19 protein-coding genes are annotated in these 21,181 nt (G+C 62.7%); 5 read left to right on the top strand and 14 right to left on the bottom strand.

Annotation, left to right across the window (positions count from 1 at the left end; all coding sequences use genetic code 11):
- Window positions 1-280: 280 nt before the first annotated feature.
- On the bottom strand, window positions 281-1,381 hold the full coding sequence (locus RA29_RS02735; protein WP_039682727.1) for a DUF4147 domain-containing protein: 1,101 nt from the start codon (window positions 1,379-1,381) through the stop codon (window positions 281-283).
- 221 nt (window positions 1,382-1,602) lie between these two features.
- Here RA29_RS02735 and RA29_RS02730 point away from each other — a divergent pair, with 221 nt between their 5' ends.
- From RA29_RS02730 to RA29_RS02715, 4 genes are all read left to right on the top strand, one after another.
- Complete coding sequence (locus RA29_RS02730) at window positions 1,603-4,851, top strand: Ig-like domain-containing protein (protein ID WP_039682725.1); 3,249 nt, start codon at window positions 1,603-1,605, stop codon at window positions 4,849-4,851.
- A gap of 140 nt (window positions 4,852-4,991) precedes the next feature.
- Window positions 4,992-6,329: a TolC family protein gene (locus RA29_RS02725; RefSeq protein WP_052249434.1), complete on the top strand. Its 1,338-nt coding sequence runs from the start codon at window positions 4,992-4,994 to the stop codon at window positions 6,327-6,329.
- Window positions 6,326-8,560, top strand: coding sequence for an ATP-binding cassette domain-containing protein (locus RA29_RS02720; protein ID WP_052249433.1), 2,235 nt, complete (start codon window positions 6,326-6,328; stop codon window positions 8,558-8,560). Before RA29_RS02725 ends, RA29_RS02720 begins: the two co-directional genes overlap by 4 nt.
- Window positions 8,557-9,738, top strand: coding sequence for an HlyD family type I secretion periplasmic adaptor subunit (locus tag RA29_RS02715; protein WP_039682722.1), 1,182 nt, complete (start codon window positions 8,557-8,559; stop codon window positions 9,736-9,738). The genes RA29_RS02720 and RA29_RS02715 overlap by 4 nt, the downstream gene beginning before the upstream one ends.
- Window positions 9,739-9,764: 26 nt before the next feature.
- Here RA29_RS02715 and RA29_RS02710 read toward each other — a convergent pair whose 3' ends face one another.
- The 13 genes from RA29_RS02710 to RA29_RS02650 all read right to left on the bottom strand — a co-directional run bounded on the left by RA29_RS02710 (window position 9,765) and on the right by RA29_RS02650 (window position 20,666).
- The gene (locus RA29_RS02710) at window positions 9,765-10,289 is read right to left on the bottom strand and encodes an AAA family ATPase (protein ID WP_039682720.1); all 525 of its coding nucleotides are present in this window, start codon (window positions 10,287-10,289) and stop codon (window positions 9,765-9,767) included.
- Between the two features lie 74 nt (window positions 10,290-10,363).
- Entirely contained in the window at window positions 10,364-10,810 is a 447-nt protein-coding gene (gene dtd / locus RA29_RS02705; protein ID WP_039682718.1) for a D-aminoacyl-tRNA deacylase, read from the bottom strand.
- Complete coding sequence (locus RA29_RS02700) at window positions 10,807-11,478, bottom strand: nitroreductase (RefSeq protein ID WP_039682716.1); 672 nt, start codon at window positions 11,476-11,478, stop codon at window positions 10,807-10,809. The genes dtd and RA29_RS02700 overlap by 4 nt, the downstream gene beginning before the upstream one ends.
- Window positions 11,478-12,596, bottom strand: a complete 1,119-nt coding sequence (locus tag RA29_RS02695; protein ID WP_039682714.1) for a TFIIB-type zinc finger domain-containing protein — start codon at window positions 12,594-12,596, stop codon at window positions 11,478-11,480. Before RA29_RS02695 ends, RA29_RS02700 begins: the two co-directional genes overlap by 1 nt.
- Entirely contained in the window at window positions 12,593-13,012 is a 420-nt protein-coding gene (locus RA29_RS02690) for a hypothetical protein (RefSeq protein WP_039682712.1), read from the bottom strand. Before RA29_RS02690 ends, RA29_RS02695 begins: the two co-directional genes overlap by 4 nt.
- A gap of 326 nt (window positions 13,013-13,338) precedes the next feature.
- Window positions 13,339-14,313 (bottom strand): DUF4440 domain-containing protein, encoded by a 975-nt coding sequence (locus tag RA29_RS02685; RefSeq protein WP_206540132.1) that lies wholly within the window; start codon window positions 14,311-14,313, stop codon window positions 13,339-13,341.
- Window positions 14,310-14,528 (bottom strand): hypothetical protein, encoded by a 219-nt coding sequence (locus tag RA29_RS02680; protein WP_039682710.1) that lies wholly within the window; start codon window positions 14,526-14,528, stop codon window positions 14,310-14,312. The genes RA29_RS02685 and RA29_RS02680 overlap by 4 nt, the downstream gene beginning before the upstream one ends.
- 194 nt (window positions 14,529-14,722) lie before the next feature.
- The gene (locus tag RA29_RS02675) at window positions 14,723-15,832 is read right to left on the bottom strand and encodes an SPFH domain-containing protein (protein WP_039682708.1); all 1,110 of its coding nucleotides are present in this window, start codon (window positions 15,830-15,832) and stop codon (window positions 14,723-14,725) included.
- Window positions 15,833-15,856: 24 nt separating this feature from the next.
- On the bottom strand, window positions 15,857-16,792 hold the full coding sequence (locus RA29_RS02670; protein ID WP_039682706.1) for a DUF2927 domain-containing protein: 936 nt from the start codon (window positions 16,790-16,792) through the stop codon (window positions 15,857-15,859).
- Window positions 16,793-16,832: 40 nt separating this feature from the next.
- The gene (locus tag RA29_RS02665) at window positions 16,833-18,029 is read right to left on the bottom strand and encodes a toxic anion resistance protein (protein ID WP_039682705.1); all 1,197 of its coding nucleotides are present in this window, start codon (window positions 18,027-18,029) and stop codon (window positions 16,833-16,835) included.
- A 16-nt stretch (window positions 18,030-18,045) separates the two neighbouring features.
- Entirely contained in the window at window positions 18,046-18,945 is a 900-nt protein-coding gene (locus tag RA29_RS02660) for a 5-bromo-4-chloroindolyl phosphate hydrolysis family protein (RefSeq protein WP_039682703.1), read from the bottom strand.
- A 4-nt stretch (window positions 18,946-18,949) separates the two neighbouring features.
- Entirely contained in the window at window positions 18,950-19,639 is a 690-nt protein-coding gene (locus RA29_RS02655) for a M23 family metallopeptidase (protein WP_039682701.1), read from the bottom strand.
- A gap of 226 nt (window positions 19,640-19,865) precedes the next feature.
- A complete protein-coding gene (locus RA29_RS02650) occupies window positions 19,866-20,666 on the bottom strand; it encodes a pseudouridine synthase (RefSeq protein WP_039682693.1) in 801 nt (266 codons plus the stop codon).
- Window positions 20,667-20,722: 56 nt separating this feature from the next.
- On the opposite strand from RA29_RS02650, the gene RA29_RS02645 reads away from it, so the two are divergent.
- Window positions 20,723-21,172 (top strand): nucleoside deaminase, encoded by a 450-nt coding sequence (locus RA29_RS02645; protein WP_039682691.1) that lies wholly within the window; start codon window positions 20,723-20,725, stop codon window positions 21,170-21,172.
- The last annotated feature ends 9 nt before the right edge of the window (window positions 21,173-21,181 follow it).

The raw sequence follows: 21,181 nt of genomic DNA, 5'->3' as shown, positions 1-21,181 counted from the left end.
ACGCCCGTGTCAAGCCGGGGAGGAGGCGCTGCCCCCGCGCGTCCCGCGCCCCCCGAGGTATTTTCAGCCAGAAGAAAGGAAGTCTTAACCTCCTGTGTTCAACTTCGCCTCACGGTACAGGCGGAGGCGCCGATGACCGTGCCAGGAGAAAGGATTTCCTTTCTTCACAAGGGGAGGGCCTGGTGCCTTTCCCTTTTCTTCTGGCTGAAAATACCTCGGGGGAGGCCGCAGGCCGGGGGCAGAGCCCCCTGAAAAATGTCGTCGCGCAGCGGCCTTTGGATCACGCCTTGTGGGCGATAAGCAGGTCCATGACATTTGTGCCTGTGGGGCCGGTGACCACCAGGGCGTCATGGTCTTTCAGCCAGGGATAGGCATCTGCGCGGGCCAGCGCATCGGCACCACTGTCGTTCCAGGTTGTGCCGTCCACCAGCGCGCCTGCGGCATCTGTTGGCCCGTCGGTGCCGTCAGTTCCGGCCACGAGGATACGCAGCCCCGTCCTGCCTGCGATTTCACGGGCGAGGGCGAGGCCGAGGGCCATGTTGCGGCCGCCAAGGCCCGGATGTTCAGGCAGGTGGACGACCGGTTCGCCGCCGAAGATGTGCAGCCCCGGCTCTGCATCGCGCAACAGCGCACCGAGCTTCGGCGCAAGCTCTGCGACGTCGGCGTAGAGCGTTTCCTCATTTGTGAGCACCTCGACGGGCGAAGCGGCGGCGACGGCCGCGCGGGCAATGGCGTTGCTGGCGATGATCTGCGGATCGAATGTAAAGGGCGCGTCTGCGGGTGCATCCCCGATGCCGGAGCCGATGGTGGTAAGGCTGTCGCCCTCCACATCCGATAGAGCGAGTGTGGTCACGCGCTGCCCTTTGAACCGGGCCAGCAGCTTGCCCCCCTTGATCCGTGAGCGGGCTGTGCGGTGTGCGTTCATGTCCCCGATGGGCGTGCCGGAGGCCAGCAGCGCTTCGGTTTCTGCCCGCAGGTCATCGAGGTTCAGATCGCCCTCGGGCACTTCCGCCAGTGACGACGCCCCGCCAGAGACCAGCATCAGCAGGTGGCTGTCCGGCGGGCAGGCACTTACCGCGTCGATCAGGGCGCGTCCGGCGGCCAGGGAGGCATCATCCGGCACCGGATGGGCTGCTTCCATCACGTCGGCGTGGGCAGGCGCATGTTCCGCATGGTGGTACTTGGTCACAATCAGACAGGGCAGATCGGGCCATTGTTCCGCTGCTGCCCGTGCCATGGCCGTGGCCGCCTTGCCCACCGCTACGATACGGTGTGGTCTGGCAATTTTGCCAGTCTTCAGTGCGGTTTGGACGGCAGCGTATCCTTCGACCGCTTTGACACCTGCGTGCCAAAGCGCAAAGAGGTCGGGCGTATCGGGCATGTCAAAAACCTTGCTGTTGTTTTGATATGAGTCCGAATCAACACAATATCTACCCGGAATCCCTGCAAATTGTGACGTATGGGCAAAAAGACTCTAGCCCTAGAATCATGATTCGCGTATCACTGCCGATACAACAAGTGGTCAGCACGGCGAAACAAGGCCGGCGACGCGATTACCAGAAGGGTCCGCATTCAGCGGTCTGAGGCGAGAGTGGTGGTGTTATGAAGGCGATTGATTTCGTCGTCCGCAATAGTGCGGGCGCAGTTCAGCGTGGAGTCGTGCCAGTCGATGGCAATACGGCGGTGTCGCTGACGCAAGGACAGGAAATTTCATTTAATCTTCGGCAAATTGATTTGGCCGGTCAGCAGCGCAGCGGAGATGATTTGGCCGGTCAGCAGCGCAGCGGAGATGATTTGATCATCACGCTGGTGGACGGGCGGCAAATTACGCTTGAGAATTACTTCAATGATGTGGGTGAGGCCAATCGCCTGTTCATTTCGGCCGACGGCTATTTGAACGAGGTTGCTTTTGTCGAAACGACCGATGGCGAATTGTTTGCCCAATTCGGCCCGACGGAGCAGTGGGGCAAGTGGAGCCCGTCTGATGATCTGATCTATCTTGGCCGCACCGAGGTGGCCAGTGTTCCCGTCGCTGATGACGAGGAAGTGTCGATGCTGGGTGCTGCCCTGCTCGGCGGGTCCGGCCTGTTGGGCGGTGGTGCCGCTGCGGCGGCTGCGGTTGTTGGTGGTGCTGCACTGCTTGGTGGCGGCGGTGGTGGTGGCGGTACTGGCCCGGGCGGCACCGGTGGTGGTGGCGGTGGTGGTGGCGGTGGAAATCCGCCCCCGTACGTTCCTGCGGATCCGACCGTTGATAATGTCGGGACGTCCACCAATGTGGGTGGCGATGATACGTCAACGCATGTCGTGACCGTCACCGGCACCGGAGAGCCGGGTGACACGGTCGAAGTGACTGCTGGAGATCAAGTGGCCACCGTGACCATCGGTGACGATGGCATTTGGGGCGTGGACTTCGCGGGCGATACCTTCCCCGGCGATGGCACGGTCGAGACGGTTGCTGAATTTACCCATACTGGCGGCGGGTCCACGACGATCACCGGTCCGACATTCGTGATCGACACAACACCGCCCGAGGTCGAGATCACCCATGGGGTGGACTCGGTTGGGCATGTCGTCAACGGCGGCGAGCTATCTGGCGGCGTCACGTTGCAAGGCACGGGCGAGGCGGGTGCTGTGCTGGAGATCACCATTTCCGGTGTGACACGCACGGTTACTGTTGCCGACGACGGCACATGGGACGCCACCTGGCAGCCGGGCACTCTGGCTGACGGAGAGTATTCGACCGGTGTTACAGTTGTGGCCTCGGACAGCTTTGGCAACACGACGACGATCACCGACATGCTGGTTGTGGACACCGTGGCTGAAGTCACTGTTGAGACGGCAACCGTTGAAACGGACGGTATCATCAATGCTGACGAAGCGGCTGACGGTGTGATCCTGACAGGTACGGCGCAACCCGGTTCGACCGTCGAGGTGACCTTTGGCACTGTCGTTGGCACCGCCGTTGTCGATGCGTCCGGCAACTGGACCGCCACGTTCGCGGCGGCTGACATCCCGTCGGGTGAGACAACGGTGGCTGTGACCGCTGTGGCGACCGACGCCGCAGGCAACACGGCCACTGCCACGGGCGACGTCCGCGTCGATACGCTGGTGAACACGCTGGGCTACACATCGACCGCTGGCGGCGATGGCACGATCAACGCGGCCGAAGCGGCGTCCGGGCTTGTTGTGACAGGCGTGGTTGAGCAGGGATCGACCGTGTCCGTCGAATTGGCGGGTTTGACCACCAGCGCGGTCGTGGCCGCGGATGGCACATGGACGGCAACCTTTGCCCCCGGTGCCTTGCCGTCGGGTACATACACCTCGGACATGGTGGCGACGGCGACTGATGCCGCAGGCAACGTGTCGAGCGTCACCCAGTCGGTCAACGTGGACACGCAGGCGAACGCGCTCACGCTGGATGGTCCGGTCGAAGGTGATGACGTGATCAATGGGGCCGAGGCCAGCGATGGTGTCATCCTGTCCGGCACGTCCGATCCGGGCGCGGTCGTGGATGTCACGCTGCACGGTGTGACCCACCAGACCGTCACCGGCACCAACGGCACCTGGCAGGCGTTCTTTGCCGCGAGCGAGATCCCGGCGGGCACGTATGACGCCCAGATCAGCGCGACGACAACGGACGCGGCAGGCAACACCGCAACTGTCACCGATACGGTGCATGTGGACACGCGGGTCGACAACCTGTCGGTGGCCGCGGACGCCATCGAGGGTGACAACATCATCTCGGAAGCCGAGCGTTTGGATGGCACGGTTGTCACCGGCACGACGGAGCCTGGATCGACCGTGACGGTGACCATGGGCAGCCATACCGTCTCGGCCATCGTGGATCCGAATGGCAACTGGCAAGCGCCCTTTACCGCGGACCAGATCCCGCAGGGCGAATACACCACCGATGTGTCCGTTACGGCGACTGACCTTGCAGGCAATGTCGCGACGGTTTCGGATACGGTGCGGGTTGATACGCTGGTCAATGCGCTCAGCCTTAGCACTCCGATCGCGGGCGACGATGTCGTCAACGGCGCGGAGGCGCGGGAAGGCATCAATCTGGGTGGCATGGTCGAACCCGGTTCGACCGTGATGGTCGATTTCAACGGCACGGTCCTTGAGGCCACGGTCGATGCAGGCGGCACCTGGTCGCTGGATATTCCGCCCTCGGCCATTCCCGGCGGCGAATATGACGCCGCGATCACCGTGATGGCGACGGACGCTGTGGGCAATACGGATATGATCAGTGACATGGTCCGTATCGACACCGAGGCCCCGGACGGCCCTGTCATCGCAAGCTTCACGCGCGACACTGACGGAATCCGCGGAATCTCAACCGAGCAGAGCGATGGCGATCTGTCCGTGGCACAGGTCAATGCTGACGGGTCCGTCACTAACGTGGTGGCCAACCAGGTCGACATCGACGTGCTGGGTGAGACGAACTTCCAGTTCCAGACCGACGTGCCGGACGGCTCGCATCTGGTGGTAAGTTCCGAGGACGCAGCAGGCAACGCCATCGGCACCTATGTTGTGCTGGATGATGAGAGTGCCAATTCGACCGTTGATCTGGGCAACGCCAACTTGGGCAACTACCAGATCGAAGCGGTGGAGCTGCAATTTGCGGAAGAGGCCAGCCTGACCATCACCGAGGCGCAGCTTCTGGATCTGTCGGACGGCACGAACACCCTGACCATCCATGGCGGCAGCGACGACACTGTCACCATTGCGGGCGCCACGCGGACCGGGTCCACGACCGTGGATGGGCAAGGCTATGACGTCTACAGCCTGGGCACCGAGGGTACGGTCATTCTGGATGATGACATCAACGTGAACACGAACGTCGTCTAGGTCGCGAACATAAACAGATTTTCACTGGGCAAGAGCAACAAGAACAAAATCGAGCATTCTCCAGCAAGACAGAGGCGCGGACCGGACACCGCAACCGCGCCCACCTCCAAAAACGATAAAACCCGAAACGGGGCAGGACTATGGGGCAAGGTGGTATCAGGTACGCGGCGGCGTTCACCGCCGTCTCGCTGGCAGCGGGATGTATGGGGGACATGGGCGAGATGCCTTTCGTGTCGCGCTCCGACGCGGGGGTGGACGCGGAGGTTGTGGCCCCGTCCCAAGCGCCGCTGCGGGCGACGCCCACCACACATGACGAGACATTGAACGCCGAAAGCCCGGTCATTCAGGGCTTGTTGGCGCGCCGGTCTGTGCTGCCGTCGGGCAGCGCCTATGACCGCGTGGCGACAGCTGTTCTGGCGGCCAATGCGCGCGCCGCCGAGACCGAGTTGCGCGCCGCACGTCTGCGCGCCTCTGCCGCGTCGAAGAACTGGTTGCCGACGATCGGGCCGCGGGTATCCCTGAATTCGCTCGGTGACATCATCAGCCAGATCGTCGTTGAGCAGGTGATTTTCGACAATGGCCGCAAGAAGGGCGAGCGCGCCTTTGCCAAGGCGGATGTCGAGGTGGCCGCCGTTGCGCTGGCCGAGGATACGAATGCGCGGGTTGCGTCCGGGCTGGATCTGTATCTGACCGCTGCCGAAGCGCGCGAGAGCGCTGCTGTGCATCGCGCGACGCTGCGCGAGATGGAGCATTTCGAGTACATCATGTCCGAGCGTGTGCGCGGTGGTGTGTCGGACATGTCCGATCTGAACGTGATCCGCCAGAAGCTGGCCGAGATCCGCGCCGCCATTGCCGCGAGCGAAGAGGCGGAAGCGACGGCGATTTCCGAGTTGAACGCCATGTCGATCCAGCCCTTGGGCGATGTGCGCGGGCTTGAGACGCTGGCCGTGGGAGGCACTGCTGCGCAGCCATTGGCCGTGACGCGGGCCGAGGCCGAGAAGGAGCGCAGCATTGCGCAGGCCCAGATTGATCGCGCCAACCAGTTGCCCGGCATTACCGCCACGGCGACGGCGGGGGAAAACAGTGGGGCGGGTCTGACCGCTGGCGGTACCGGCATCGGCTTTGGCACCGCTGGGCGTCTGCGCGCCATTGAGGCCGCGCGCGAGGCGGCAGGTCGTCAGGTGGCGCAGGCCAATGAGGATGCGAACCGGACCTTGCGCCGGCTTGAGGGCCAGTCTGCCGCGACTGCCCGTCAGGCGGGTGAGGCGCGCGGGCTGACCGCGCAGGCCAAGACGAACCTTGATCTGTTTCAGGATCAATATCGCGCCGGGCAGCGGCAGGTCATGGACGTGGTGGGCGTCTATGAAACCTTTGCCGCGCGTCAGGTCGCTGAAGTGCTGCTGAAATACGAAGCGCTCCGCCTGCAGGTCGAACTGGCCCGCGTGCAGGGGGTGCTGGCGGACGGAGAGCAGATTTGACCGAGAAACGCCCCTTTACCCTGACCATCACCAACGGCAACCGGGCTCAGATCACGGCGGCCCCGGTCAAGGAGACGCCGAAGGCCGATAACGCCAATCATGAGGCGGACCGCTTGAGTGCCCGTGCCGATGTGGCCGTGGCCTATGCCGGTTTGCTTGGGGTGTCTGCGGCGGCATCCGACATGCTGACGAACCTGCGCCAGAATGCGCGCGAGGGGGCGAGTGACAAGGTCGAGGCGGGGACGCTGGCGGGCTGCCTGCGTGGCGCGGGGTTGCAGGCCCAGGTGATGTCCGCGCGCGCCCTGACGCCGGAGCACTGGCCCGCGCTGGCCTATATGACCAGCGGTCAGGTGGTGCTGGTCGTGGGGCAGGACCGCGATGATCTGATCATCTATGACAAGACCTGTCCCGACAATCGCGCCCATGTGCCGATGGCGGAGTTCATGCCGTTCTTTGCCGGTCTCCTGGTCAGGGCGGAGGCACCGCTGGAGCGGGTGGCGGAGGTGCACAAGACCTTTGCCGTGCGCAATCACTGGTTCTGGGGTCAGTTCCCGCGCTTTCGCAAGGCGCTGGCGGAGGTGGCGCTTGGGTCTTTTGTTGCGAACCTGCTGGCTGTGGCCGTGGCCCTGTTTTCCTTGCAGGTTTATGACCGTGTGATCCCGCATCAGTCGGAGGCGACGTTGTGGGTGCTGGCGGCTGGTGCCTGTCTGGCGCTGCTTCTGGAGGCGTTCATCAAAATCGCCCGTGCCCGTCTGATGGACGGGGCGGGGCGGCAGATTGAGCTGTCTGTCCTGACCCTGCTGATGCAGCGCGTGATGGGGATGCGGAGCGATCTGCGTGGGCAGTCGCCGTCCATGACATTCTCGGCCATGCGCGAGTTCGGGTCGGTGCGCGAGTTCTTTACCGCGTCGACCATTGGGACGATTGCGGACATTCCGTTTATCTTTGTGTTTCTGCTGTTGGTGGCGTCCATTGCGGGGCCTGTGGTGTGGGTGCTCATCCTTGGCGGGGTGCTGATGGTGGTGCCCGGTTTCTTCATGCAGCGCCGGATGCTGCGGTTGACGCAAGAGACGCAAGGGGCGTCCGCCAAGTCTTCGCGGTTGCTGCACGAGGCGATTTTTGAGCGTGATACGGTCAAGACGCAGCGCGCCGAGGACCGCGTGATGCGGTTGTGGCAGGAGTTGACGACGCTGAGCGCGATGAAGTCGTCGGAGCAGCGTCGGCTGGCGTCGGCCCTGACCTTCTGGAGCCAGGGCATGCAGCAGATGACTTACGTGGCTGCGGTGATCGCGGGGACGTATTTGGTCTTTGCCGGGCAGTTTACCGTCGGGTCGATCATTGCGGTGGGTATTCTGTCGTCGCGGACTCTGGCACCGCTCACGCAGTTGGCGGGCACGATGGCGCGCTGGGGCAATGTGAAGGCGGCTTTGGACGGTCTCGATGCTATTGCTGATGCGCCGCAGGATGTGGATGAAAGCCGGACCTATCTGCGCCGCGATGCGCTGAACGGGCATTTCGAGCTGCGTGAGGTGCAGTTTCAATACGAGGATGACGGCGCGCCGACGCTGGACCTGCCCGGCGTGCAGATCATGCCGGGGCAGCGTGTGGCCGTGCTGGGGTCGAACGGGGCGGGCAAGTCGTCTCTGCTCAAGTTATTGTCGGGGGTTTATGCGCCGACCAAGGGGCGGGTGCTGATTGATGGCACTGACATGGCGCAGATCGAGCCGCGCGACCTGCGGCGGCTGATTGGCTATCTGGGGCAGGATGTGCGCCTGTTTTCGGGCACGCTGCGGGACAACCTGAACCTGACTTTGCTGGAACGGGATGATGATCGTCTCTATGCCGCGCTGGATTTTGCGGGGCTGGGGCCATTTGTGAAAGGGCACCACAAGGGGTTGGATCTGGAAATTCTGGATGGCGGGCAGGGTCTGAGCATCGGACAACGCCAGTCCATTGGCTGGGCGCGGCTGTGGTTGCAGGATCCGGCGGTCTGCCTGCTGGATGAGCCGACGGCAGCGTTGGACCAGACGCTGGAAAACACGCTGGTCAGTCGGCTGGAGACGTGGATGGAGGGCCGGACGGCCATCATCGCGACACACCGCGTGCCGATCCTGTCGCTGACGAACCGCACGCTGATCCTGCAGAACGGGCGTATGACCATCGACGGCCCGCGGGATGAGGTGCTGAGCCATATCGGCAAGACCGTCCCGCTGAAAGGCAAGATCGCATGAGCATCGCGCACACCAATCTGAGCGGGCAGCTTGAAGGTGACATGCGCGGCCCGTCGCTGGTCGTGTGGCTGAGCGCCGGGGCGGTGCTGGTCTTTGTCCTGTGGGCCGCGTTTGCATGGGTGGACGAGATTGTGCGTGGTTCGGGTGAGATGATCTCTTCGTCCCGGCCGCAGATCATTCAGAACCTTGAGGGCGGTATTCTGGCCGAACTGGCTGTGGCCGAGGGCGACGTTGTCGAACAGGGCGATGTGTTGGCGCGGTTGCAGGGGACGCAGTTTCAGTCCCAGGCCGATGATCTGCAGGACCAGATCGCGGCACTGGCCGTACGGCAGTTGCGGCTTGAGGCGGAATTGGCGGGTCAGTTTGACTTTGCCGTGCCGGGCGCGCTGGAACAGCAGATGCCGGGGCTGGTGGCGTCGGAGCGGGCGCTGCTGAATGCGCGGCAAACCGATTTTCTGAGCCGTCGCGAGGGCGCGCAGCGGGTGTTGGATCAGGCTGTGAAGGAACGTACGCTGCTTGAGGATTTGCTGGAGCGCAACATCGTCGCGCTGATCGAGGTGACGCGGGCGCGCAAGGCCCATGCTGATGCGCGGATCAAGCTGGATGAGATCATGACGCAGACCGAGTTGGAGCGGGCGCAGGCCTATTCCGACACGCTCAAGGAGCTGGGCACGCTGCGCCAGACCTACAAGGCGGCGCAGGACCAGTTGAACCGGACGGTGCTGGTCAGCCCCATGCGCGGGATCGTGAACAATCTGAGTGTCACGACCATTGGTGGAGTGGTGCGGCCCGGTGAAGAGATCTTGCAGATCATCCCGCTTGATGAGGAGTTGTTTGTCGAGGCCCGCGTGGCGCCCAAGGACATCGCCAATGTGCTGCCGGGGCAGGAGGCGAGCGTGAAGCTGAGCGCCTATGACTACACGATCTATGGGGCGCTGAAGGGCGAGGTAAAGCTGATCTCGGCCGATACGTTCAAGGACGAGCGCAAGCCTGACAGCGAGGCGCATTACAAGGTGACGGTGCGGGTGGACATGTCGGCCCTGACGGAGCGGCAGCGGTCTATTTCCATTCGGCCAGGGATGCAGGCGGAGGTGGAGTTGCACACCGGGTCAAAGACGGTGCTGCAGTATCTGATGAAGCCGCTTTACAAGTCACGTGAGGCGTTTCGGGAGCCTTAGGGTTAGGGGCGGCCTAGGGCCCGGACCTACAAAGTTGTGGAGTGCAGGTTTGCCATTCCATCGGCTATTGTGGCCACACATCTTTCGATGGACACTGCGTTGGTATCCAAAGTCACTCGATCCTGTTCCCACGCTTCAAATGCGCGATTGCTTACCTGCTGCCAGTCAGGAACATTGAGGCCCTCAATGTCATTTTCGCGCTTCTCTACCCGATCCCGGTGAACGGTCTCATCAGAGCATATGACCTCAACGTTCAATAGATGCGCACCGCAAGCGGCGGCGGTTTCGGACCATAATTGTCTCGTTACTGCAATTGGGTTCACCGTATCCACAATCACATCAAAGCCAAGAAAGAGATTGTCTTTGGCGATAGACGCCAGTGCTAGGTAGCCTGCGTCTTCTGCTGAATGAATGCTTAGAACGCTGTTCTTCATCGCAACTTCCACGGAATCTACGCGAAGGTGAAAAGCTTTGACACGCGGCGCGAGGGCTTTGGCCAAGGTGGTTTTGCCCACTCCGGGAAGGCCTGATAGGGAAACTAAAACTGGCATGTCATAATCTAACACTGCCTGATTTAGAGGACCATGGCGATGTCGGTAATGTCCGCACAGCAGACGTGTCCGGTCTAGTCGGTCTGTGTATCCAGCCAAATAGTGACCGGGCCGTCATTCGTGAGGCCGACGGACATGTCTGCACCGAATTTACCGGTTTCCGTCTCAACCCCCAAGTCAAGCAATTCTTGGGCGAACTGCAGGTACAGCGCCTCGGCCTCGTCCGGTTTGGCCGCACCGGAAAATCCCGGCCTGTTGCCGCGGGAAGTGTCTGCCGCCAGTGTGAATTGGCTTACCACAAGCGCACTGCCGCCGGTTTGCAGGATCGACAGGTTCATCTTGCCTGCATCGTCCTTGAACAGCCGCAGCTTGGACACCTTCTTGGCGAGCGTCTTGGCCGTGTCAGACGTGTCGCCGGGCATGGCACAGACGAGAATCAGGAGGCCCGGACCGCATTGGCCGACCACTGCGCCCTCGACGGTCACCGACGCCTCGCTCACCCTTTGCAGAAGTGCTCTCATTCCTTCCACTCCATGACGTCTGTGACATGCGCGCGGTCTGTGCGGAAGCTGTTTGCTGGGTGGTCCATGTCGGCATAGCCGAGGGAGATGGCGCAGAGGATGTTGCGGTCTTCCGCGATGGTGAAGTGATCCCGCACGAATGGGGCTTGGGCGGCGATGGCGGCTTGGGGGATTGTGGCGATGCCAAGCGCTTGCGCGGCGAGGCAGAAGGCGGAGACAAAGCCGCCTGTGTCCATGGCGCCGTAGGGGCCCAGAACTTTGGGACTGGTGATGATTGCCACGTGGGGTGCGCCGAAGAGGCGGTAGTTTTCCATCATCTGCTGAGCGGAGGCGGCGCGGTCGCCTTTTTCGATGCCCACCGCGTCGTACAGTTGGAAGCCGCAGGCGCGGCGGCGCATCCCGTAGATGCCGGGGTAGCCTTCGGGCCAGGGCATGTCCGGGGCTGGTGGTGTGGTTCGGGCTGCAGCGTAGAGCGCGTCGCGGAAGCGGTCGGTTTCGGCCCCGGCGGTGACGATCACCTGCCACGGCTGGGCGTTGCACCAGCTTGGCACTTTTTGCGCGGTTGCGATGATCCGTTCGATGTCGGCGCGTGGTACGGGATCGCCGCGGAAGGCGCGGCAGGAGAAGCGGGCGGATAGGACTGCGTCGAGGTTGTCGAAGTCGGTCATTACTGGGCTGCCGCCACAAGGCCGATACCTGCGGCTACGATCAGGCCGAGGATCACGGCGATGGCGATCTTGATCGTGGACCACGGCCGTTCGCCCTGCACCCGGCCAGTGCGTCCGTTCACAACAAAGCGGTAGGTCTCGCCCCGGTACTTGTAGGCGGCGAGCCAGACGGGCAGCAGCACGTGTTTGAAGGTGATCGCCCCCAGTGTGGTGTCGATCGAATGGATGCGCTGGCGGTCGCCGCCGATGTCGAATTTGACGTCGCGGGCAATGACGCGGTCCATCTTGGCGCGGGCTTCCTCGAAACCCTCTTCCAACTCGACTGCATAGCCTTCGGCGCGGAAGCCTGCCAGGAATTCGGGGGCGTAGGGCTCCATTTCGCTCAGGTCCCAGGGCTCCAGCGCGTCGGTGAAGCGTTTGGGCAGGGACTTGGAGGCCAGCACCAGCACATCGTCGAAGAAGCGGGCGACCTTGCCGCGGGCGGGGCGCCAGCGCACTTTGGCCACCTGCACCTGCTGGCGCTTGCCGTCCCGCATGACGGTTTTTGTCTCGTAGTAAACGGTGCCGCGTTCGCCTGAGTAGCTGCTGTGGGTGTCGGCATCAAAGGTCCAGTAGGGGACATAGATGCCCTGCATCGCGCGGCCCTTGCGGGCGTAGTCCTGCAGGCCGTTTGGGGCAAACCACAGGCTGCCGAGCCAGTTGGTCATGGCGTCCCGTGCCTCGCCTTCCGTTAGGGCGAAAGGTAAGACGCCGCGCGGTTTGATGTGCCGATGCGCGCCGGTGTCTGTGACGACGGGTGTAGCGCAGAACGGGCATTCGGTGGCGTGGAGGGTGGCGTCGAATTCCACTTGCGCCGCGCAGTTGGGGCAGGTCGAGACGCGGGTTTCCTCGATCTCTGCACTGGGCAGGTCGGCGGTGAGGGCGGCGCGGTAGTCTAGCTCTGCGATGGGGGCGACAGCGCGGGGGGCGTCGGTGTCCATGGGGGCCGTGTTGCCGCAATGGTCACAGACAAGGAGCCCCGCACGCGGGTCAAAGCGGAAGTCGGCCCCGCAATTGTCGCAGGGAAAGCGGTGATCGGCTTGGGTGGCCGTCGTGGTCTGGTCGGGAAGATCGGTCATAGGATGGAGTGCATCGCCTTTGGCGTGATTCGGCGTAAGGCCCCGTCGCCAAGTGCCGTGTGTCGCCAGAGGTGGAAGATCGCGTGCAAGGACGAGGCGGCGATGAGGTAGAGGTAGAGATCGACAAGCGTCGGACCGCCCCAGCGCCCGCCGAGCATATACCAGGCGGTGAGGGCGGCGACGAGGCCAAGCGCCGCGTACATGCCACGGCTGAGCCACGGGTGGGCGGTGCGTAACGCGCCTTCGAGTTTGGGGCCCGGTCCGTTCATTAACCCTTGGATGATGGCGATGGCGCACATGCCAATCCCTGTCAGCACAAAGGCCCATGCAATGGCGGGGATCGGCCCGCCTGCTACCAGCAGGATCAGAAGAACGAAATTCGCCCAGTGCAGGGCAATGGTGGCTTTGCGGCGCATTGTGGTTCCTGTCTCTCTGACCGAGCGTAATGGCGTTGGCTTACAATGGCTATATGCAAGCGCTGTGTCGCACCAGTTTGCATGTGGGATGAGCGAAGACACCGACCCGCGGTTGTTCACCAGGTTCCGGCACTACAGACAGCGCTGGTCAATGGACGGCACGGGCAGCGACGACAATGGTGCGAACTGCATTCAAACGGAATGCCGGTCACGCCTTACTATTGGTCGGTAGAGGCCGTGCGGGACGAAGCGGGCTTTTACTGCGTTTGCGCGCCAGTCGGATTTCTCTTCAATAGGACCTGAGGCTTCGTTGCAAATGCCGCCAGCTAAACATCACGCCGGTCTGCGCTCAAGAGTATGCGCACGAGGGCGGGTTGCGCGCGTACACCGGTTTTGTCGTAGATACGTTGCAAATGCGTCTTCGCCGTATTCGTGCTGATATCCATCGCATCGGCGGCAGCCGCAAGGTCGCTACCCGCCACAAGGTGATGGGCGAGTTTTTGTTGCGCTTCCGACAACTGGTATACTTCGCCTGCCGTGTTGAGTTGTGTCTTAAGTCGTTCACGATCATCAAACGTAATCAACAGCTTGCCGTCCCGCAGAAGCACCCAGCAGATATGCGCCAACCCCGCATCATCCTGTCCTAGCGGCACGGAGCGGATTACGGCCTCTTCACCGACGCACGGTGTGTGCCGGGTTCTGATTGTGGCAACCCAGGTGACGGCCTCTTGGAGATGCAAAAGCGCGTCCTCACCTCTTGCCCAAATCCTGTTTGCTTTCAAATACAGCAGGGGATGGTCAGGGAGCCGATCCTGCGCTGACGTGTTCATCTCAAGGACGCGCCCCTCGCTATCCACTTGGATCATCGGGCTTTGCGTCGATGTCGTGCGAATTTGAGTGCTGACAAGGCACGAAATTTTCCACGCGCCATCTACCTTCTGAAGGATCTTGAGCTCGTGATATTGGCCGGGAATGTCTTTTGGAATGCTCGGCGCATCCCCGATCTGGTCGTAGCTCACCCAAGCCATGTCCGACCCGATCACGATGGAATAGTTCTCGCGTTGAAACCTCCTTGGCAATTGCCACGGCTGTGCCTGGGCGAAAATGCCCCGCATCTGGTCTCTCACAGCAGGACCTTTGGTGACGGTCACACCGCTTCCGACATGCGTTTGAATGCGTTGAATCTCATCCGCATCATGCCAGCAGCTTTGCCAAGCTTCATAGTCATGTCGCAGATAAGCGTCGGTCTCCGCCTCGACGGCGGCAAGGATGGCCGCACGGTCGTCATCTTGCTTTGTCATTCGGGGGTCGGCTTCCATAGGGTGCGCAGCCTCTTTGGGGAAACACGGGCAAAAACAGACAGGAAGAGTGTAAATCCAGCCGACACCACCTCGACCATCATTGCGACATGCCTGCCAGCTGCCAGCTCCTGATAGTATTGTTCTTCGTCAGCGGGATCGAAACGTTTTTCCTTGGTCTGCGAGACCAAAACTATTCCGATGGCTTGTAAATCCATGCCTGCTCTCCTTCGCGACGGGCGATGAAAAGCGTATAGGGCAATGACAGGCGCTGGGTTGTCATTCAGGTGTATGACAAGGCGCGCAATTCCGAACAAACCATCGTCGGAAGCTGTAATTGGCTGCCTGGCGGGAACACTTGAGCGTGGGCTCAACGCTCACATTTGTTGTCCAGCGCCGCTACCGGCACCGATCAGATCCCCGGTGGAGGAGGTGGCGGCAGGATTGTGAAAAGCTGGGCCAGTTCAGTGACATCCTCGGCTTTCATCCAGCCGTCCTGACCAGCCGTCCAGACATAGCTTTCGCGGCTAAGTTCCCCGGCCTGTGCCATGCGGCCAAGCTGGGCCTTTGAGAACGGGCCCTTGGTTTCGCCGTTTTCGGCCACGTGCCAGACATGTTCGACGGGTGGGGGCGGTGGTGTAGCACCGCCACGCGCAGGTTGCGCGCCCCAGGGGCCGGAGTTTGCGGCCTGCTGGCCCATTTGCAGGCCCATCGCTGCGCCCAGTCCGGCCTGCATCGCATCTGATGCTCCGCCGCCCTCGCGCCCGAGCGCTTCTGCTGCCTGGAACTGCATGTACTCGTTCAAGTTTCCGATCACGCCCATGGAAGACCGCTTGTCCATCACCTCTTCGACCGCGGGGGGAAGTGAGATGTTTTCGATGTAAAGCTCGGGCAAGGTCAGGCCGTATTCGGCGATTTGGGCGCTGATTTCCTTGGCCACAAGCTGGCCCAATTCGCGGGTGTTGGCGGCCATGTCCATGACCGGGATGCCCGACTTGGCGAGGCTGCGCGACATCTCCTGCACGATGATGTTGCGGATCTGATAGCTGATCTCGTCCATCGTAAACTCGCCATCGGTACCGACGATTTCGACCAGGAAACGGGCGGGATCGGCCACCTTGACGGAATAAGTGCCGAAGGCGCGCAGGCGAACGGGGCCGAATTCCGGGTCGCGGCAGATGATCGGGTTCTTCGTGCCCCATTTCAGGTCGTTGAAGCGGGTGGTGTTGACGAAATAGACCTCGGACTTGAACGGGCTTTTGAAGCCGTGATCCCAGTGCTGGAGCGTCGTCATGATGGGCATGTTGTTGGTCTCAAGCATATAGAGACCGGGGGTGAAGACGTCGGCCAGCTGTCCTTCGTGGACGAAGACGGCGGCCTGACCCTCGCGGACGGTCAGCTTGGCGCCGTACTTGATTTCGTGGCCGTGACGCTCGAACCGCCAAACCATGGTGTCGCGGCTGTCGTCCACCCAATGGATGACGTCGATGAACTGGCCGGAGAGGAAGTCGAAAATGCTCATGCTGAGCCTCCTTTGGTCTGGTCGTCAGGATGGGCCGGTGCTTGTGGCTTCGGCGGCAAGGGTGCGGACGATGGGTTTGGCCTCTGCCAATCCGATGCCGGGGCGCAGACGTTTGTCATAGAGCATCCCCAGCAGCTTCACGTCGTGGCCGGTGAGTAGGGCGAACTCGTCGTCATCGTTGAAGATCGAGGGGCGCGCGTCGGGGCTGTCATTGGCAAGGCCGAGGCCTTGCGCCAGTTCTTCGTGAATGCAGGACAGGCGCAAGAGGTCGGGATTTTCGGCGCGGATCACGGCAACAGCAGCCGTGTAGGTCGAGCGCTCGGGGCCACTGGCATAAGCGGCAACGGCGCAATACGCGTCGCCCGGCAGGTTGCGCACGGGGGCCAGATTGGTGCGGTTTACACCGGGCAGGCCGGGGGCGCGTGCGTTCAACGTCGCGGCGCGGTCGTCTTCGGACACGAAGAACACGAGGAAATTCGGGTTGTCGGACACGGAAATCGGGTGCCCGGTGGCCTGCGCCAGCCGGCGGGCGTAGGCGATCACGTCATTGGTGTCGCGCGTGCGCTGGCTGGGTGGCACGGATGGGCCAAACTCGATCCCGATGCGCACGGGGGCCGTCCAGCGGCGCAGGGCGCTCGCTGATCCGGGCCGCACACCGGGGGCTGCGTATTCGTTGAAGAACACGATCTCTTCAAAGTTGCGGGCCAGCATGTCGGAGGTGAAGGGCGTGTCCGGCCCACCCCCATCCTGCCTCAAGAGGCCCGAGGTCAGCTGACTGGATTGCACCTGTGCAAGATATGAACGCAGCGCGGCGCTTTCCTGGCTGGTGGCCTGAATGTCAGGCACCTGTGGCGGGGCGAGCCCAGCGGGCCGCACCTTGGGCGTCAGCACCGGTTCCACCGGCTCGAACATCTCGCACGCGCCAAGCAGCGCAAGGGCAGCGAGGCCGCCCCATGCCATGATCCCGCGCTTTATCCGTGCCCCGAACATAGGTCTGTCGTCAGTTCGGAACCGACGTGCCAGCGGTGTCGCCCACACCATCCTTGCGCGCCTTGGCCGACGCCAGTGTGTCGCGCAGGTCGGCTTCCATCTTCTTGAGTTCTTCTTCGGCAGCGGCGCGCTTGGCCTTGCCTTCATCCGCGATCTGAAGGCTTTCTTCGATAGTGCCGATCAGATCGGCGTTGGCCTGTTTGACCGCTTCGATGTCAAACACGCCGCGCTCCATCTCGGTCCGGATCGCCTTGTTGCTTTCGCGCAGGTTGGCGGCGTTGGCGGTGAGCAACTCGTTCGTCAGGTCATTAGCGTCACGGACGGCAGCTGCGGCTTCGGCGCTGCGCTGGATGGTGACAGCCTGCGCCAGCTGGGTTTCCCAAAGCGGGACTGTGTTGACGAGGGTTGAGTTGATCTTGGTAACGAGGCTCTTGTCGTTTTCCTGCACCAGCCGGATCGAGGGCAGGGATTGCATGGTCACCTGACGGGTCAGTTTCAGGTCGTGTACCCGCCGCTCCAGATCATCGCGGGCGGCGCGCAGGTCGCGCAATTCCTGCGCTTTCATCACCTGATCATCCTCGGCAGCGGCGTCCACTTCGGCCTGCTTGGCCGGGATGACGGTGTCGTCCAGTTCCTTGATCTTCTCCTCGCCCGCGGCGATGTAGAGCGCCAGTTCATCATAGAACTGCAACGTCTTTTCGTAGAGCAGGTCGAGCGACTTGATGTCCTTCAAGAGCGTGTGTTCATGCGCCAGCAGGTCGTCGGTGATCTTGTCGATTTGGCCCTGCACCGTCTCGAACTTGGCGGTGAACTTAGCGAAGGGGGCGGCACGGCCCAGCAACTTCTCCCAGAAGCTGCGCTCGCGCCGCACGTCTAGTTCGGAGACTGAAAAACCGCGGATCGTGGTGACGATGTTGCGTAGAGAGTCGCCTGCCGGGCCCACATCCTTGTTTCGGACGTCCTGCAGCATGGATTGGCTGATTTCCTGCAACTCGGCCTGCGCTGCCGACCCGAAGGACACGATGGATTGCGTGTCTTCCATGTCGATCTCGTCCATACGGGCGCGGATTTCTGTGCCCACGGGCGCGTCGGCTTGTTCGAGCGGGACAATCGCGTTGGCGTCCTTGGGTTCGGGCAGCACCACGGCGGTGACTTCCTCGACCTGGGCAAGGGCGGCTTCGGCCTTTTGGCGGACTGTTTCGGACATGACGTGATCCTTATCGTTAGACATCATCAGCGGGCGACACGCGCACGCCTTCGCGCTGCAAGCGGTCGCGCAGCACGTCGATTTCGATGGTGAGGTCGGAGCGATCCTCGGTGAGCAGTTTGCGGGTGCGCGCGGCGAAGTTTTTTTCCAGGTCGTCCAGAAGGGCCGCGTAGTCGGCACGGGCCTGTGCGTCGCGGCTGCGCCCGTAGATGTCGGCGAACTTGACCGTCGCGTCACGTGCGCCGATCAGGTAGACGCCCAGATATTTGCGGGCGGCAGTCAGGTCGCGCGGGTCTTCCTCGACCGTGCGGATGAGGTCGCGCACGGTGGTCTGGAACTGGTCGAGCCGCAGTTCCATCTTGCGATCTTCGGCCCGTTTCATGGCGTCGCGCATGTCGGTGAGCAGGTCTTCGGCGCCGTCCACGACGCGGGCCACGCGGTCCTGCTGGAAGCTGTCGACGCCTTCGAGCCCCTTGGATTTCAGGGGGTCAATGCCGAAGGCGGCAAAGTGCAGGCCGAAAGCTGCGAGGCCGTAGAGCAGTGGTGCGATGATCCCCGGATCAGAGCGGTAGGCGGCCAGCGTGATACCAAAGCCCACGAGGAAGGCTGCGATGATTTTGCGCGGCAGGGCAGGGCGGCGGGCGACCTTGCGGGTGTGGTAAGCGGCCTCGGCCTTGAGCCCCTCGCGCAGCATGAAGGCGCCGCCGGTCAGAAACCCTGCGGACACCAGTGCGGTGACAAGGCCCGCCGCACCGTCGTTCAGCGCCAGAAACACCATCGGGACGGCGGGCACGAACATCAGGTTGGCGCGCGCGCCGACGGGATCGACCTTGGCCCGGTCAAAGGCCGGGCGGTTGCCCGTGTCGGTTGCGTCGGTGGGGTCGGGGCTGAATTTGCCGCCAAAGCGCTTGGCCATTGTCTCAGCTCCTTCCCGCGCAGGGAACGGGGTAGGTCAGCGTTCCGGCGGGGTAGGTGCGCCCGGCTTCAAAACAGGTGACTCGGTTTGGCCCGTCTGCCCAGTATTGATGTGGGTTGGTGCCGCGCTTGCCATCCCGCAGATAGCGCATATGCCCCCAGAATGTGCCCTTTTCCGGTCCGCGCCACGCGCGGCCCAGTTGGAAATGCAGGTGGCGCACGGCCACGATGCACCTGAAATCCCTGTGGTTGTTGCCGAGCGCGCCGATGGTTTGGCCGCGGCGCACGGTCTGACCCGCCTTGACCTTCATCTGGCCGAGATGCCCATAGGCGGCGATCAGGCGTTTGCCGTCGGTGCCGGTGCCGTGATCCAAGACGATGGTCGGTCCCCAGCAGGATCCGACATCGGTTTCGAGCACGCGCCCGTCTGCGGCGGCGAGGATGGGCATGCCGTTGGGGCCCTTGATGTCGATGCCCTGGTGCCGTGCGCCACGGGGCAGACCGTTCACCCCTTTGCGCGACCGGAATTCAGAGGCGATTTTCGGTGCGCCCGGTGGATAGAGTACGGTGTTGCCCGTTTGGGCCTGTACAGGGGACAAAAAGACGCAAAGCACAGCAGCCGATAAGCCGGTGACTGCGCGGTTGATGGACCGGTGCACGTAAGCCAGATGCCCCCCCATCAGGTCAGAGACCACCGAGCAGGCCCAGCGTCACGCCGAACATCAGCGCAATCAGCGCGGCAAAGGCGATTTTCTGAAATGCGGTCGGCTCCATCCCGTCGTTCCCTGTTGGCTATCAATTATATAGCCCGTTTGTGGGTGCGGCACTAGGGGTGCGCGCATCCCCTCTGATCTATGAGAGGTGTGACGCGCAAATGACGGGCGCAAGGGGAATGTTTTGCGATATGCGTCACATATGCATCTAGCGCCGTTGCGGCTTGCGCGTGCGGCGGGGTTTGCCTTTGGGCTTGGCGCCGGGTGTATCAGGTTCGGGGTCGAGACCCAGCTGGTCGCGCAAGACACGTCGGCGGACTTCCTCGACCGCGCCCTGTTTCAGCTCGCCCAGTTGGAAGGGGCCGTAGCTGACGCGGATCAGCCGGTTCACGGCGAGGCCGATGCTGTCCATGGCGCGCCGGATTTCGCGGTTTTTGCCCTCGCGCAGACCGACGGTGAGCCACGCATTTGCGCCTTGCTGACGGTCGAGTGTGACCTGCATGGGTTGGAAGTGCTCACCCTCGACCGTGACGCCCTTGCGCAGAGGTTCGAGCTGCGGGTCGGTGGGACGCCCGTTCACCCGCACGCGGTAGCGGCGCATCCAGCCGGTGCTGGGCAGTTCGAGCTTGCGTTTGATGCCGCCGTCGTTTGTCAGGAGGAGCAATCCTTCGGAATTGAGGTCGAGGCGGCCGACGCTCATCACGCGCGGCATGTCTTCGGGTAGGGTGTCGAAGATGGTCTTGCGCCCCTGTTCGTCCTTGGTCGTTGTCACAAGGCCCGCAGGCTTGTGGTAAAGCCAAAGCCGTTCAGGATCAGGGGCTTGCAGGGGTTTGCCATCCACCGTGATCTTATCGCTGTCGGTTACGTTCAGCGCCGGGCTGTCGATCCGCTTGCCGTTCACGCTCACGCGGCCTGCGGTGATGATGTCCTCAGCGCCGCGGCGGCTGGCGATGCCCGCGCGGGCGAGAACCTTGGCGATGCGGTCGCCTTTGGGGGTGTCCTGGGTCATGGGCCGGGCTTACCCCTGGGTTGCGCGGCAGGCAAGCGGCGTGGCAGGGAAGCGCCATGGAGTTTCGATCATTCATGGATCAGGCGCTGGAGGAGGCGCGGGCGGCTGGTGCGCGGGGCGAGGTGCCTGTGGGGGCGGTTGTGGTGTCGCCTGAAGGGCAGATCGTGGCGCGGGCAGGCAACCGGACGCGGGAGCTGAGTGATCCGACGGGCCATGCTGAGGTTCTCGCAATCCGGGCGGCGTGTGCCGCTGCGGGGTCGGAGCGGCTGGTGGGTCATGATCTTTATGTGACGCTGGAGCCCTGTGCGATGTGTGCAGCCGCCATTGCTGCTGCGCGGATTGCGCGGGTGTATTACGGGGCGTCTGATCCGAAGTCGGGCGGGGTGGCGCACGGGGCGCGGGTGTTTTCGCATGCGCAGGCGCATCACGTGCCCGAGGTCTATGACGGGATTGGAGCGCGCGAGGCTGAAGACTTGCTCAGAGGGTTTTTCGCAGACCGGCGGTAGCCGTTTTCT

The organism is Tateyamaria sp. ANG-S1, from assembly GCF_000814025.1.
Lineage (GTDB): Bacteria > Pseudomonadota > Alphaproteobacteria > Rhodobacterales > Rhodobacteraceae > Tateyamaria.
Note: the sequence above shows the minus strand (reverse complement) of the source record. Positions and strands in the feature narration are given on the sequence as shown.

Bases quoted from the DNA above. Each gene is read 5' to 3' on its own strand.
- RA29_RS02735 (WP_039682727.1), bottom strand. From the start codon at position 1,381: ATGCCCGATACGCCCGACCTCTTTGCGCTTTGGCACGCAGGTGTCAAA.
- RA29_RS02730 (WP_039682725.1), top strand. From the start codon at position 1,603: ATGAAGGCGATTGATTTCGTCGTCCGCAATAGTGCGGGCGCAGTTCAG.
- RA29_RS02725 (WP_052249434.1), top strand. From the start codon at position 4,992: ATGGGGCAAGGTGGTATCAGGTACGCGGCGGCGTTCACCGCCGTCTCG.
- RA29_RS02715 (WP_039682722.1), top strand. From the start codon at position 8,557: ATGAGCATCGCGCACACCAATCTGAGCGGGCAGCTTGAAGGTGACATG.
- RA29_RS02710 (WP_039682720.1), bottom strand. From the start codon at position 10,289: ATGCCAGTTTTAGTTTCCCTATCAGGCCTTCCCGGAGTGGGCAAAACC.
- dtd (WP_039682718.1), bottom strand. From the start codon at position 10,810: ATGAGAGCACTTCTGCAAAGGGTGAGCGAGGCGTCGGTGACCGTCGAG.
- RA29_RS02700 (WP_039682716.1), bottom strand. From the start codon at position 11,478: ATGACCGACTTCGACAACCTCGACGCAGTCCTATCCGCCCGCTTCTCC.
- RA29_RS02695 (WP_039682714.1), bottom strand. From the start codon at position 12,596: ATGACCGATCTTCCCGACCAGACCACGACGGCCACCCAAGCCGATCAC.
- RA29_RS02690 (WP_039682712.1), bottom strand. From the start codon at position 13,012: ATGCGCCGCAAAGCCACCATTGCCCTGCACTGGGCGAATTTCGTTCTT.
- RA29_RS02685 (WP_206540132.1), bottom strand. From the start codon at position 14,313: ATGACAAAGCAAGATGACGACCGTGCGGCCATCCTTGCCGCCGTCGAG.
- RA29_RS02680 (WP_039682710.1), bottom strand. From the start codon at position 14,528: ATGGATTTACAAGCCATCGGAATAGTTTTGGTCTCGCAGACCAAGGAA.
- RA29_RS02675 (WP_039682708.1), bottom strand. From the start codon at position 15,832: ATGAGCATTTTCGACTTCCTCTCCGGCCAGTTCATCGACGTCATCCAT.
- RA29_RS02670 (WP_039682706.1), bottom strand. From the start codon at position 16,792: ATGGCATGGGGCGGCCTCGCTGCCCTTGCGCTGCTTGGCGCGTGCGAG.
- RA29_RS02665 (WP_039682705.1), bottom strand. From the start codon at position 18,029: ATGTCCGAAACAGTCCGCCAAAAGGCCGAAGCCGCCCTTGCCCAGGTC.
- RA29_RS02660 (WP_039682703.1), bottom strand. From the start codon at position 18,945: ATGGCCAAGCGCTTTGGCGGCAAATTCAGCCCCGACCCCACCGACGCA.
- RA29_RS02650 (WP_039682693.1), bottom strand. From the start codon at position 20,666: ATGACCCAGGACACCCCCAAAGGCGACCGCATCGCCAAGGTTCTCGCC.
- RA29_RS02645 (WP_039682691.1), top strand. From the start codon at position 20,723: ATGGAGTTTCGATCATTCATGGATCAGGCGCTGGAGGAGGCGCGGGCG.